Origin of the sequence: Streptomyces sp. CA-243310, assembly GCF_050936775.1 — a bacterium.
In the GTDB taxonomy this organism is placed as follows: Bacteria; Actinomycetota; Actinomycetes; order Streptomycetales; family Streptomycetaceae; genus Streptomyces.
Window position 1 is genome coordinate 1,583,875 of sequence record NZ_JBNJMF010000001.1, and the last position, 14,014, is coordinate 1,597,888.

A 14,014-nucleotide genomic window follows, 5' to 3' on the forward strand; every position below is an offset into this window, starting at 1 on the left:
CCGGGGTGGTCTTCTCCCGAGCGGCCCCGCGATCGAACGGTGGTGCGGTCAATCCCTTGTGGGGATCAGAAGGTGAGCTTCCAGCTGTTGATGTAGCCGGTGTCCGCGCTGGCCAGGTCGGCGACCCGGAGCTTCCAGACGCCGTTGGCGACCTCGGAGGAGGCGTTCACGGTGAAGGACTGGACGATGTTGTCCGCGCTGCCGCCGGTGCGGTTGCGCAGGTTGTAGACGCTGCCGTCGGGGGCGACCAGGTCGACCTTCAGGTCACCGACGTAGGTGTGGACGATGTTCACGTCCACCTTGAGGGTGCTCGGGGCGTTGCCCGTGCGGTTCACCGTGATCGGGGACTCGACGGTCGCGTTGTCCGTGATCTGGTAGTCGGCCGTGTTCTCGAAGACGCTCGGCTGCGAGGTGCCGACCGTCCAGGTGAAGGAGGCCGTACCGGTCTTGCTCTGCGAGTCGGTCACCGTGACGGTCACGTTGGACGTGGCGGCGGTGGTGGCCGTGCCCGAGATCAGGCCGGTGGAGGAGTTGATCGACAGGCCGGCCGGCAGGCCGGTCGCCGCGTAGCTCAGCGCACCCGGGTTGGTGCTGGTGGCCTGGACCTGCAGGCTGACGGCGCCACCCACCTGGGTGTTCTGGTTGGCGATCGGGGTGACCGTGACACCGGTCGTGATGCGGGCGCCGACCGCGATGCCCGCCCAGGCGTTGGCCACGTTGTTGTACGTGGTCGAGCCCTGGCCGTACAGGTCGGCGGCGGCCTGCAGGGTGGCCGTGCGCGCGGCGGCGTAGTTGGTGTTCGACTTGAAGTAGCCGACCGTCAGCGCGCGGAACCAGATCTTCGAGGCGGCGTCCCGGCCGATCGCCGTGACGGGCAGGTTGTCGGCGGTGGGCGAGTTGTAGCTCACGCCGTTGACGACCTTGGCGCCGGAGCCCTCGGAGGCCAGGTAGTACCAGTGGTTGGCCGGACCCGAGGAGTAGTGGACGTCGATGCCGCCCAGACCCGAGTACCAGGAGTCCTTGGACGAGCCGTCCTTGCTCGGCTTGTCCATGTAGCGCAGCGGGGAGCCGTCGCCGTTGATGTCGATCTTCTCGCCGACCAGGTAGTCACCGACGTCCTGGGGGTTGTTGGCGTAGAACTCGACCGCGGCGGCCATGATGTCGGAGGTGGCCTCGTTCAGACCGCCGGGCTCACCGCTGTAGGTCATGTTGCCGGTGACCGAGGTGAGGCCGTGGGTCATCTCGTGCGCCGCGACGTCCGTCGAGGTGAGGGGCTTGGCGTTGCCCTCGCCGTCGCCGTACGTCATGCAGAAGCAGCCGTCGTCCCAGAACGCGTTGACGTAGGCGTTGCCGTAGTGGACCCGGGTGTACGGGGCCACGCCGTCGTTGCGCAGGCCGTTGCGGCCGTGCACGTTCTTGTAGTAGTCCCACGTCACCTGGGCGCCGTAGTGGGCGTCCGCGCCGGCCGTCTCGGCGTTGGACGCCTGACCGTTGCCCCAGACGTCGTCCGGGCCGGAGAACAGGGTGCCGGTGCCGGACGAGCCCTTGTTCAGGTTGTAGGTCTTGTGGTTGCCGCGGCCGGCATCGGTCAGCGTGTAGTTGCTGCCCGACTGCGAGCTGCCCAGCGTCACCTGACCGCTGTACATCGTGTTGCCGGTGCCGGTCTCGATGGCCTGCCACTCGGTGATCTTGGCGCCGGTCTTGGCGTTGGTGACCACGTGCAGCTCGCTCGGGGTGCCGTCGTGCTGGAGGCCGCCCACGACGGTCTCGAACGCGAGGACCGGGGCGCCTTCGGCGGCCCAGATCACCTTGCGGGCGTTCTTGGAGGCCTTCGCGTCCTTGGCACCCTGGGTCTTGGCCAGACCGAGGGCCTGCTGCTCCGCCGAGGCCGGGGTGACCGAGGCGCTGGTGTCCGCGACCTTGATCTCGTGGTTGGTGGCCTTGGTCACGCTCTTGGTGACACCGCTCTTGGCGTGGACCGTCAGGTCACCACCGAGCACGGGCAGGCCGGCGTAGGTGCGTTCGTAGGTCGTGTGCGTGGTGCCGTCCGCATCCTGGACTACATCGCGGACGACGAGCTTCTCCTGGCCGCCGAGCCCGAGGGCCTTCGCCGCCTGCACGGTGGTCGAGTTGGCGTCGGAGAGGAGCGTCGCACGCTCCGAAGCGCTGAGTGCGCGGTTGGCCGAGCCCGGGTTGGGCTGGGCCGCCGTGCGGGCCTGGGACGCGGTGGCGTCGGCGGTGGCTGTTCCGGCCTGTATACCTACGGCGAGCAGGGCTGCCGCGGCTACGAGAGCGCCGGCCGCAGTGGCACGCCGCTGGGGGGTGGGACTCAACGCAGACTCCTTCTGCAAGGGGGGTTCCGGATGGCTGGGTGGGCCTCCGGGCAGATCAGGGCTGGTGCGATGAACGGTCGAAGAGTGCCATCTGTGGGCGCTGATGTCAGGGCCGCGTCAAAAGGTTGGCTGGAAACGGTTCGTTGTCCGAAGATACGTATCCGGTATCCGAACCATTCACCTTTGTGTGGGAAGGGGGAGTTCGGGATGCGGAACAGGAGGTACCGGTTGCTAACGCTTGAGCAACGAGAGGCACCGTTAACGCAAACGGCATTTACCGTACGGGTGTTTGTCGTACTGTTTCCCGGTGCGACTGTTGCCCGTTGCCAGGGGAAGCCACGGGCGCTCGCCACTGTCATATGACCACGTGCCAGGGGGGCCCATGAGGCATGTCCATTTTCCTGCGCAAAGAGTGGCCAGGACCGTCGCCGATACGGTCGGGGCGGCCACCGCGCCCGCTCGACGGCTCGGGGACAAGGCCGGTTGGTACCTGCCGGTCGCCGTGGCCGCCGACTTCCTCGGTGCCGCCGTGCCCGTGGGGCTCGTCTTCGAGGCCGCGCAGCAGGTCCGGCCCGCCTACTGCGCCGTCGGCGCCGCCCTCGCGTGGACCGGGGTGCAGGCCGTGCGCCGGCGCTACGCGGCCCGGCAGCTCGGCGAATCGCGCGGAGTGCTGCCGGTCGTGCACGACTGGCTGATTCTCATCGGGGTACTCGCCGTCGCCCGCGTGGTGACCGGCGAAAGCACCCCCCGACTGGCCGCGCTCGGGGCGCTGTTGCCCGCCCTGCTGATCACCGTCGCCGTCCACAAGCTCACCTACCGCCACCTCTCGGCCGCCCGTCGCGAGGCACAGGCCGTCAGCCGGGTGCTGGTCGTCGGCGAACCCGAGGCCGCCGAGGGCGTCATCGCGCACCTGGCCGCCCGCACCGACCACCCGTACGTGGTCGTCGGGGTGATCCCGGTGGGCGCCGGACCGCTCTCCAGCGGAGTGCCCGTGGCGGCCCGGCTCGACGCCGGGATGCCGGACACCCCGAACGGCGACTCGGCCGCCGTGCTCGGCGCCGTCGCCGGCCACCACGCCGACCTGGTCCTGGTCGCCCCGGGCGTGCGCATCGCCGGGGAGCGGCTGCGCCGGGTCGCCTGGGCCCTGCACGACGCGGGCCTGGAACTCGCCGTCTTCCCCGGACTGGTGGAGATCTCCGTCAAGCGACTGGAGACCCTGTCTGCGGGCGGGCTCGCCGTGCTGCGGATCGCGCCGCCCGTGCGGAGGGGCGTCCAGACCCTGTTGAAGTCGGTGCTGGACCGGGTGGGGGCCGCGGTCGGGCTGCTGATGCTGTCGCCGATGTTCCTCGCGGTCGTCCTGGCGATACGGTTCGGCTCCCGCGGCCCGGCCTTCTACAGCCAGCGCCGCATCGGCCGTGACGGCGAGCCCTTCGTCATGTGGAAGTTCCGCACGATGGTGGTCGACGCCGACAAGCTCAAGGCCGACCTGTCGGGATCCAACGAGAACGACGGCCTGATGTTCAAGATGCGCCGGGACCCCCGGGTCACCCGGGTGGGCCGGCTGCTGCGCCGGACGTCCATGGACGAACTGCCCCAGCTGGTGAACGTGCTGACCGGCAGCATGTCGCTGGTCGGCCCGAGGCCGCCGCTGCCGGAGGAGGTGGCGCGGTACGACGAGGTCGAGCTGCGCCGGCTCACCGTGCGGCCCGGCATGACCGGCCTGTGGCAGATCAGCGGGCGCTCGGACCTGTCCTGGGACGAAACGATTCAGCTTGATCTGCAGTACGTCGACAACTGGTCCTTCACCAGCGATGTCGACGTCATGGGCCGTACCCTCCGCGCCGTCGTCGACGGTCGCGGAGCGTACTGAGGGGCCGAGGCCCGTGCGATCAGCCCTGCCCCAACCACCAGGCGTACGTGGAGGCGATGCCGTCCCGCAGCGGGATGCCCGGCTTCCAGCCCAGCGAGGTCAGACGGGTCACGTCCAGCAGCTTGCGCGGCGTCCCGTCCGGCTTGGTGGTGTCCCAGGCGAGTCGGCCCTCGAAGCCGGTCACCTCGGCGACGGTCTCGGCCAGGGCCTTGATGGTCAGGTCCTCGCCGCAGCCGATGTTGACGGGCTCGTCCCCGTCGTAGCCGTTCAACAGCACCGCGCAGGCCGCCGCGAGGTCGTCCACGTGCAGGAACTCGCGGCGGGGGGTGCCCGAGCCCCACAGGGTGACCTCGTCGCGCCCCTCGGCCGCGGCCTCGTGGAAGCGGCGGATCAGCGCGGGCAGCACGTGCGAGGACTGCAGGTCGAAGTTGTCGCCCGGACCGTAGAGGTTCGTCGGCATGGCCGAGATGTACGAGGCCCCGTACTGCTTGCGGTACGACTGGACCTGGACGATGCCGGCGATCTTCGCCAGGGCGTACGCCTCGTTGGTCGGCTCCAGCGGGCCGGTCAGCAGGGCGTCCTCGCTGATCGGCTGCGGGGCCAGCTTCGGGTAGATGCAGGAGGAGCCCAGGAACAGCAGGCGGTTCACCCCGGCGGCGTGCGAGCCGGCGATGACGCTGAGCTGGATCTTGAGGTTGTCCTCCAGGAACTGCACCGGGTAGGTGCTGTTGGCCATGATGCCGCCGACCTTGGCGGCGGCCAGCACGACCGCGTCCGGGCGGACGTCCTTCAGGTACGCCTCGGTGGCGGCGGCGTCGCGCAGGTCGAGCTCCGCGCGACCGCGGGTGAGCACCTCGTGGCCGTCGGCGGTGAGGCGCCGGACGACCGCGGACCCCACGAGGCCGCGATGGCCGGCGACGAAGACGCGGGCGTGCGGGGGCAGGAGCGGCAGCGAACTTGTCATACCGCCGATGATGCCGGCCCCCGGACACGGGTCGACGCCGAGGTGGCCGGCCCGCGACGGGTCGGGACGGCCGGAATCCGGAGGGCGCTGCTCCGGTTCGGCCGTGTACGGTACCCATCCAGCCCCCGCGCCCGCGCCCGCGCGGACGGAGCGCCCCCCGACCGGGACCCGCGCCCCCGCACGGCGCGGCACCGCCACGGGCCGACAGGCCCGTCACGAACCCCGAGGCACGGCCTCGAACCGCCGGGGCGCCGTCCCGGCACGGTGGGGCACGCCCCGCACGTCAGAACAGACCGCAACGATTCACAGGGGGACCCCACATGGGCAAGACCGCACTGATCACCGGAGTCACCGGACAGGACGGCTCGTACCTGGCCGAGCTCCTGCTCTCCAAGGGCTACACGGTGCACGGGCTCGTGCGGCGGTCCTCCAGCTTCAACACGGAGCGGATCGACCACATCTACCAGGACCCGCACACGGAGAACCGCTCCCTCGTCCTGCACCACGCGGACCTGTCCGACGGCGTCGCCCTGGTGAACCTGCTGCGCGACATACGCCCCGACGAGGTCTACAACCTGGGCGCGCAGTCGCATGTACGGGTGTCCTTCGACGCCCCGCTCTACACCGGCGACGTGACCGGCCTCGGCGCCCTGCGCCTGCTGGAGGCGATCCGGGCGAGCGGCATCGACACCCGCATCTACCAGGCCTCGTCCTCCGAGATGTTCGGCGCCACCCCGCCGCCGCAGAACGAGGGCACCCCGTTCCACCCGCGCAGCCCCTACGGCGCCGCGAAGGTCTTCGCGTACTGGACCACGGTGAACTACCGCGAGGCGTACGACATGTTCGCCGTCAACGGGATCCTGTTCAACCACGAGTCCCCGCGCCGCGGCGAGACCTTCGTGACCCGCAAGATCACCCGCGCGGTCGCCCGGATCAAGGCCGGCCTCCAGGACCACCTCTACCTGGGCAACCTCGACGCCGTCCGCGACTGGGGCTACGCCCCGGAGTACGTCGACGCCATGTGGCGGATGCTCCAGCAGGACGAGGCGACCGACTACGTGGTCGCCACCGGTGTGGCCGCGACCGTCCGCGAGTTCGTCGAGTCCTCCTTCACCCACGCCGGGCTCGACTGGAACGACCACGTGCGCTACGACGCCAAGTACGAGCGCCCCAGCGAGGTCGACGCCCTCATCGGCGACGCCTCCAAGGCGAACGACCTGCTTGGCTGGAAGCCGTCGGTCCTGGTGGCGGAGCTGGCCCGCATCATGGTCGACGCCGACATTCGCCAGGTCGAGGACCAACTGGCGGGCGTGACGGTACGGATTGACCGCTGAGGGCTTATATTTCCCCTACGCTTTGCCGTGTCCCGGCCATGCTCCGCAGGTCTCTGTGGGTGTGGCCGGGGTAAACCTGCCGTATGTCCGTAGTGCACCCTCCATGCTGAACCCTGTTGATTCCAAGTTGGTATGCAATGGGTCAAGTGAGGTGACCGGGCCCTCACGCGAGCCCTAGTCTGCGCCTGTACATATGGCTGTTCGTCTAGTTCCAGCCATCAAACCGGGCAATTGCCCTGGGGGGCTCATGCGTAGATCCAGAGGGCTGACTGCTGCCCTCGTCCTGTCACTGGCCGGTGCCGGCACCGGTATAGGCCTGGTGCTGATGCCCGAGGCGTCGGCCATCACGCAGCCGGTGGCATTCACGGCCGACGACCTGCCGACCTGGCAGCCGAACGGCATCGTCTTTGCCATGGCCCAGGCCAACGGCACCGTGTTCGCCGGCGGTACCTTCTCGGCGGTCCGCCCGCCGGACAACGCCGGCAGCGGCACCGAGCAGGAAGCCGTGAACTTCGTCGCGCTCGACGCGGCGACGGGCACCCCGACGTCCTGCAAGCTCGCCTTCACCACGGGCGACGGCAGCGCGACCGTTCGTTCGCTGGTCGTCTCGAAGGACAACAAGACGCTGTACGCGGCCGGATACTTCGGGGCCGTCAACGGCACCCCGGTCTCCAGCGTCGCGGCGATCGACATCGCGACCTGCACCCCCAAGGCGTCGTTCCACCCGAGCTTCCCCGCCACCGTGCGCGCGCTCGCGGTCACGGACGACACCCTGTACGCGGCCGGCGACTTCGGCACCGTCGAGGGCCAGACCCGCGAGCGGTTCGCCGCGGTCGACGCCGGCTCCGGTGCGATCAAGCCCTTCGTCGCCAACGCCGACGAGCCCGGCCGCGCCATCGCGCTCAGCAACGACGGCAAGAACGTCCTGCTGGGTGGCGACTTCTTCTCGGTCAACGGCTCCAACACCCACGCGCTGGCCGTCGTCAACGCCACCACGGGTGCCGTCGCCAAGACCTACAACAACATCCCGTCGAACTCGGTCGTCAAGCACATCTCGGCCGACGCGACCGGCTACTACACGGGCAACGAGGGCTCCGGTGGCGGCGTCTTCGACGGCCGCATCGGTCTCGGCACCAACTTCAACGAGAAGTGGCGCGACCGCTGCCTCGGCGCGACCCAGTTCGTCCTGCCGTACGACGGAGTCCTCTACAGCTCCTCGCACGCGCACGACTGCTCGCTGGAGGGCCAGTTCCCCGACGGCAAGCGCAACTTCCTGCTGGCGCAGCTCACCGACCACGAAGGCGCCGCCCCCGCGCCCGTGGACGGCTTCGTCCGCAGCCCGCGCAAGCTCGGCTGGCACCCCACCGCGAACGACGGCCTCGGCGAGGGCATCGGCCCGCGCGTCATGGCCATCGCGGAGAAGAACGACACCAAGTTCATGTGGGTCGGCGGTGAGTTCACCCTGATCAACGGCCGGTCGCAGCAGGCGCTCACCCGCTTCTCGTCCAAGGGCGACGTCGGCGCGCCGACCACCCCGGTGGCCAGCGCGGGCAGCGTCAAGCCCGGCGAGGCCCAGGTCCGCTGGCGCACCAGCTACGACCAGGACGACAGCAAGCTGACGTACCGCATCTACCGCAACGGCTCGGGCACCCCGATCGCCACCGTGGCGGCGGAGTCCCTGGAGTGGGAGCGCCCGCAGGCCTCCTGGACCGACACCACGGTCAAGGCCGGGCAGTCCTACACCTACCGCGTGACCGCGACCGACGGAGCGGGCAACACCAGCGCGCTGTCGGCCACCAGCTCGGTCACCATCCCCAGCTCGGTGCAGTCCTACCCGGACAAGGTCCGCTCGGACGGCGCCAACCTGTACTGGCGCTACGACGACGCGGTCAGCCCGTACGTCGCCGACTCGTCGGTCTCCGGCAACACCAGCGGCGTCCAGGTCAACGCGCCGGCGCTGCGCCAGACCCCCGGCGCCGTCAGCGGCACCGGCACGGCCATGGGCTTCAACGGCACCAGCCAGCAGGTCTACAGCGACCACCGCCAGAGCGTCGGCTCCAGCTTCACCGTCGAGACCTGGTTCAAGACGAACTCCTCGCGCGGCGGCAAGCTGATCGGCTTCGGCAACAACACGACGAGCAGCAGCGGGTCGAACGACAAGCACCTGTACATGACCAACACCGGTCGCCTGGTCTTCGGTGTCTACAACGGCTCGGCCCGGACCATCTCCACCGGTCTGTTCGACTCCTCGTACAACGACAACAAGTGGCACCACGTGGTCGGCACGCAGGGCCCCGGTGGCATGACCCTGTACGTGGACGGTCAGAACAAGGGCACGAACAACGCCTCGACCTCCACCGCGTACGAGGGCTTCTGGCACGTGGGCGGCGACAACCTCAGCGGTTGGCCGACCCGTCCGACCAGCAACTTCTTCGCCGGTCAGATCGACGAGACCGCCGTCTACCCGACGGCCCTCACCCAGGCCCAGGTCAAGGCGCACTACGACCTGGCGAAGGCCCCCACCGACACGGTCTCCAAGGTCGTCACGACCGAGGACACCTACGTCAACCAGGGCGCCCCCAACGCCGCCAACGGCGCGGCCACCTCGCTCGCGGTCCGCGGCACGTCGGCCTACCAGACGTACCTGCGCTTCACCCTCCCGGCCGCCCCGGCCGGGCAGGTCCTGAAGGCGGCCTCGCTCCAGGTCAAGACCACGACCCAGGCGGGCGCCGGCACGACCGACACCGTGTCCGTGGTCCCGGTCACCGGTTCCTGGACCGGCGCGGCCACCACGTTCAACACCAAGCCGGCGCTGGGCACCCCCGCGCTCGGCACCCTCGCGGGCGCCGCGGACGGCTCGGCCATCCACGGCATCGACCTGGACACCGCGGCGGTCACCGCCCTGCTGGGCGACAACACCAGCCTCGCGCTGACCAGCACGGGTACCGACCCGCTGTGGCTCTGGTCCTCGGAGTCGACGGCCGCGGACGCCGCTCCGCAGCTGATCCTCACCTTCGGCCCGAAGTAACAACCGCTTGACGGAGTACGGGGCCCGCCTCAGCAGGCGGGCCCCGTACTCCTGTCTCACCACCGGCAAGTACGGGAGCCCCTGATGTACCGACGCCCCGCGGCGGCCGCTGTTCTGCTGGCCGCCGCCCTGACGCTGACCGCCTGCAGTTCGGGCGACGGCAAGGCCGACTCCGAGGCCGCGAAGCCGAAGCCGCCGGCCTCGTCGTCGGTCCCCGACCCGGCGGACGCCCCGCCGGCCTCGGCGACCCCGTCGACCGGGACGAAGCCGACGGGCCCGGTCCTCCCCGACGCGAAGCTGACCCCGAAGACGGGCAACTTCACCGACAAGGAGAAGAAGTTCCTGAGCGGCCGGGTGCCGGAGAAGATGGACCCGGCGGCCGTCCTCCAGACCGGTCAGGAGTCCTGCCAGCGCGTGGAGCGCACCGCGAAGCGCGACAAGGACGCGGCGACCGGGGCCATCATCACCGGGGAGATCCCGGGAGCGAAGGACGCCATCAACCTGCTGTGCCCGGAGCAGAAGCCGATCCTGGCGGCCTCGGAGAAGGGCTTCCCCGAAGGCCCCCGGAAGTCGCCCGCGGCGGGCAACTACCGCGCGCTGACCCAGAGCACCACCTGCACCTGGGAGGCGAAGGGCAAGGACGGCGCCGTCCTCGCGTCGGGTCCGGCGGCCCCCCTCAAGGCGGGCGACAAGGTGACGGCCACCATCCCGGCCGGCGCCGCGGAGTTCAACTCCGCGGGCTGCTACGCCTGGATCCGCGCCTAGGAACCGCGCCCACCCCGCACCGCAACGCCGCCGCCGCCCGAACCACCGGGCGGCGGCGGCGTTTTCACGTCCCGTTGCCGGGCATCCGCGTGTCACACGACCATGACTGTGAAGGCGGTAGGTATGCGCGGCATCGGCGGTTGCATCGCCCTGATCGTGGTGGGAGCCATCCTCACCTTCGCGAGCGACTGGAAGATGGAGAGCGTCAACCTCGATCTGGTCGGCCTCATCATGATGGCGGCCGGCGGCATCGGCCTCGCCGTCTACGCCAGCGTCCTCAAGCGCCGGCGCGCGGCCGGGATCGTTCCGGTGGTCGAGGGCCGACGCGACGGCATCTGACCACCCCCGGGGCCCGGCCACACGGCCGGGCGACCGGGGAGCCCGGGACGGGAGGTGTCAGCGGGTGCGTCCCGCCGCCGCCTCGTAGACCGGCAGCAGGGTGTCCAGGACCGCGTCCATGGAGAAGGACTCCGTCGCCAGCTTGCGGGCGGCCACCGAGGCCGCCGCGTTGGCGGCCGGGTCCAGCAGCGCGAGGATCGCCTCGGCCACCCCCGACGGACCCGGCTCCACGGCCCGGCCGGCCCCCGCCGCGGCGATGTCGCGGGCCAGCCCGTTGGAGTGGGTGACCACCGGCGGGACGCCCACCGCGAGGGCCTCCAGGACCGACATGGGGAACGGTTCCTCCACCGACGGCAGCACGTACACGTGCGCCCGGCGCAGCTCCGTCAGCACCTCGGCGCCGGACAGCGCCCCCGGCACGGTGAACCGGTCGCCGAGCCCCAGGGCCGCGATCCGCGCCCGGACCGCGGCCGACTCCCCTTCGTCCGGCCCCGCCACCACGAACTCCGCGTCCGGGTGGACGGCCAGGACCGCCGGGGCCGCGTCCACGAAGTCCACCGGACGCTTGCGGGCCTGCAGACGCGCCGAGTACAGCACGCGCGGCGCCCCGCCCGGCGCGGGCCGCTCGTCCTGCGCCGGAGTGCCGTTGACGAGACGGACCGCCGACGCGAGCGCGGGCGGACCCACCACGGCGTCCAGGCCCTCCCGCTCGTGCGGGGTCAGGTACAGCACCGCGTCGGCGCCGCGCAGCAGTCGGCGCACCGCCACCGCGTCCAGCACCTTCGCCAGCAGCTTCCCGCTCGGGTCCACCATCCCGTGGGTCTGGAGCACCAGCGGCTTGCGGGCCCGCAGCGCCGCCAGCGCCACCGGCAGCGTGACCAGGTCCCGGGCGAGGTGGACGTGGACGACGTCGGCGTCGCGGACCAGCCGCCCCGCCGAGGCCAGCAGGGCCGGCGAGGTCATCCCGCTGAAGCCGAGGGGGAGCAGCCGCCGGGCCGGGAACAGCTTCGCCGGGACGCCCTCCACCGAGGTCGGCCACGGGTCGGGGAAACCCTCGCCCAGGGCCAGCAGCCGGGCCTCGTGACCGCGCGCCCGCAAACCCTTGGCGAGGTTCAGCGCGACCCGTACCGGCCCGCCGAAGGCGTGCGAGGGGGAGTGCAGCGTAACGGCGTGCAGGACTCTCACTTGGGCTCCTCCACCGGGCGGCGACGCCCGTCCTGGGTCTGCAGGGTCAACGCCGGCAGGTCCTTGTGGACCACGGCTCCGGCGCCGGCGACCGCGCACCGGCCGATCGTCACGCCGGCCAGCACCGTCGCGCGCACGGCCACCCACGCGCCGTCCTCCACGACGATCGGGGCGTTGCGGTAGCGGAAGTCCGCGGCCCGGTGGTCGTGCGAGCCGGTGCAGAGCACGGCTTCCTGCGAGAGGCACACGTTCGCCCCGATGGTCACCGGTTCCAGGTTCAGCAGCCAGGCGCCCTCACCGATCCAGGTGTGGTCCCCGACGGTCAGTTTCCACGGCCACAGCACCCGCACCCGGTGGCGGATCAGCACGCCCTCGCCGATCTTCGCCCCGAAGGCCCGCAGCAGCGCGACGCGCAGCCGGGCCGGGCAGAACCAGGCCATGAACACCGTGTTCATCACGGCGAACCAGAGCGCCTGCGTCAGCAGACCGCGCCCCTTGTCGTATCCGGCCAGCGTGAAGGCAGGAAGATCCCGCAACTGTCGCCCCTCGTCGTCCGCCCCCGAACACCGTCGGCGGGCGTCTCCCCCGGCCGCGCCTCCCCGGGCGCCGCCCGCTCAGACTAGACTGCGCGCGGACCAGGCACACCGGGTGGGGGCAGCAGTGGCAACAGACGTACACAAGCCCGCCGTCACACGCCCGATACCCGGCGTGCCCGACCCGGACGACGAGAAGAAATGGGGTCGGGTCACCACCCCGCGCACCCTGCTCTCGCGCGCGTTGTCCATCCCGCTCATCCTCGGCTTCAGCGTGTTCCTGCCGCTCGTGGTCGCCGTCCAGTCCGGCGACGGCCAGCACGACGCCGCCTTCTGGCTCCAACTCCTGCTCACCATGTACGCGGGCGCCCGCCTGTCCGCGATGGTGCTGACCAGCCGCCGCAAGCTGCTCCAGGGCTCGTTCTGGCTGTTCGTCTACATGGCGATGGGGGTGGCCCCGCTCGCCCAGGCCGTCCTGGGCCGGGTACCCACGCCCGTGGTCGGGCCCCGATCCGACCTGACGATCGCCGTCGGCCTCGTCCTGCTCGGCTGCCTCGCGTTCGACGTCGGCGTCCTCCTCGCCCGGCACCGGCCGACGGGCCTCGCGGGAGGATCCCGCAAGGAGAGCAAGCCGGTCATGGCGCACCGGCGGCGCCTCCAACTGCTGACCGTCCTCGCCTTCCTGGGCAGCGCCGCCCTCATCATGAAGCTGGGCGGTCCCGCCGTCTTCTTCTCCAGCCGCCAGGAGATCATCGCCGGCATCGAGGAATCGGGCGTCTCCAACGGTGACGGACAGGCCGGTCAGGCCCTGCTGCGCGGCTTCGGCACCGTACCGGTGCTGCTCGCCCTGCTGCTGTACACGCGCTGGTTGATCACCTCGAAGTTCGCCCGCCGCAAGGTGTCGATCATCGTCACCTGGGCGGCGCTGGCCGGGCTGAACCTCGTGGTCAACAACCCGATCTCGAATCCGCGCTACTGGTTCCTCACCGTCATGTTCGCGCTGCTGTTCACCGTCTTCCCGGTGAGCGCCGCGATGTACCGGGTGGCGCTGTCGATGGCCGTGGTGATCGCCCTGCTCGTCTTCCCGTTCGCGGACCGCTTCCGGTACGACGAGAAGAACTACAAGCCGGTCGAGACGACCTCGTTCCTGGAGCCGATGGCGCTCAAGGACTACGACCAGATCGGCATGTTCGCCAACACCATCACGTACGCGGACTCCGGCCCGGGGCACTCCTACGGGCGCCAGCTCGCCGGTTCCGTGTTCTTCGCCGTGCCCCGCTCGGTCTGGCCGAGCAAGGCCCGCGACACGGGCGTGATGGTCGGCCAGTGGATGGGCACGGTCAACACCAACCTCTCCTCCCCGATCTGGGCGGAGCTGTGGCTGGACTTCGGCACGCTGGGCATGGTCGCGGGACTGTTGGGCACCGGCTACGCGGCGGCCCGCGTCGACCGGCGGTACGCGAAGCGCGCCACCCGCAGGTCCCCACCGGGCAGCCTGATCTCGGTGGTCGTCCCGCTGGTCGCGGGCTACTCCTTCATCCTGCTGCGCGGACCGCTGCTCCAGGCCTCGGGCCGCGTCGCGATAGCGGCCATGTGCCTGGCCCTCGTGGCGACGTACCGCACGGACAAGGACAGCACCCTGCGCTGATCCGCCGCCGGGGCG

General features: G+C 70.7%; 10 protein-coding genes. 6 read left to right on the top strand and 4 right to left on the bottom strand.

Features of this window, described 5'->3' with window-relative positions; translation table 11 throughout:
- Positions 1–65: 65 nt before the first annotated feature.
- A complete protein-coding gene (locus ACQEVM_RS07495; RefSeq protein WP_433076265.1) occupies positions 66–2,333 on the bottom strand; it encodes a M4 family metallopeptidase in 2,268 nt (755 codons plus the stop codon).
- Between the two features lie 382 nt (positions 2,334–2,715).
- On the opposite strand from ACQEVM_RS07495, the gene ACQEVM_RS07500 reads away from it, so the two are divergent.
- Positions 2,716–4,203 (top strand): sugar transferase, encoded by a 1,488-nt coding sequence (locus ACQEVM_RS07500; RefSeq protein ID WP_433076267.1) that lies wholly within the window; start codon positions 2,716–2,718, stop codon positions 4,201–4,203.
- Positions 4,204–4,222: 19 nt separating this feature from the next.
- On the opposite strand, the gene ACQEVM_RS07505 is transcribed toward ACQEVM_RS07500, so the two are convergent.
- A complete protein-coding gene (locus tag ACQEVM_RS07505; RefSeq protein WP_053677734.1) occupies positions 4,223–5,167 on the bottom strand; it encodes a GDP-L-fucose synthase family protein in 945 nt (314 codons plus the stop codon).
- Positions 5,168–5,487: 320 nt separating this feature from the next.
- Here ACQEVM_RS07505 and gmd point away from each other — a divergent pair, with 320 nt between their 5' ends.
- The 4 genes from gmd (at position 5,488) to ACQEVM_RS07525 (ending at position 10,633) form a co-directional block, all read left to right on the top strand.
- A complete protein-coding gene (gene gmd, locus ACQEVM_RS07510; RefSeq protein WP_384615898.1) occupies positions 5,488–6,501 on the top strand; it encodes a GDP-mannose 4,6-dehydratase in 1,014 nt (337 codons plus the stop codon).
- A 247-nt stretch (positions 6,502–6,748) separates the two neighbouring features.
- On the top strand, positions 6,749–9,529 hold the full coding sequence (locus ACQEVM_RS07515; protein WP_433076269.1) for a LamG-like jellyroll fold domain-containing protein: 2,781 nt from the start codon (positions 6,749–6,751) through the stop codon (positions 9,527–9,529).
- A gap of 84 nt (positions 9,530–9,613) precedes the next feature.
- A complete protein-coding gene (locus tag ACQEVM_RS07520) occupies positions 9,614–10,294 on the top strand; it encodes a hypothetical protein (protein ID WP_433076271.1) in 681 nt (226 codons plus the stop codon).
- A 102-nt stretch (positions 10,295–10,396) separates the two neighbouring features.
- Positions 10,397–10,633, top strand: coding sequence for a hypothetical protein (locus tag ACQEVM_RS07525; protein WP_433076273.1), 237 nt, complete (start codon positions 10,397–10,399; stop codon positions 10,631–10,633).
- Between the two features lie 57 nt (positions 10,634–10,690).
- Here the strand turns inward: ACQEVM_RS07525 and ACQEVM_RS07530 are convergent, their stop codons facing one another.
- Complete coding sequence (locus ACQEVM_RS07530; RefSeq protein ID WP_433076275.1) at positions 10,691–11,818, bottom strand: glycosyltransferase; 1,128 nt, start codon at positions 11,816–11,818, stop codon at positions 10,691–10,693.
- The gene (locus tag ACQEVM_RS07535) at positions 11,815–12,354 is read right to left on the bottom strand and encodes a WcaF family extracellular polysaccharide biosynthesis acetyltransferase (RefSeq protein ID WP_433076277.1); all 540 of its coding nucleotides are present in this window, start codon (positions 12,352–12,354) and stop codon (positions 11,815–11,817) included. The genes ACQEVM_RS07530 and ACQEVM_RS07535 overlap by 4 nt, the downstream gene beginning before the upstream one ends.
- A 124-nt stretch (positions 12,355–12,478) precedes the next feature.
- On the opposite strand from ACQEVM_RS07535, the gene ACQEVM_RS07540 reads away from it, so the two are divergent.
- Positions 12,479–13,999 carry a hypothetical protein gene (locus ACQEVM_RS07540; RefSeq protein WP_433076279.1) on the top strand — a complete coding sequence of 507 codons (1,521 nt, stop codon included), beginning with the start codon at positions 12,479–12,481 and terminating at the stop codon, positions 13,997–13,999.
- Positions 14,000–14,014: the final 15 nt, after the last annotated feature.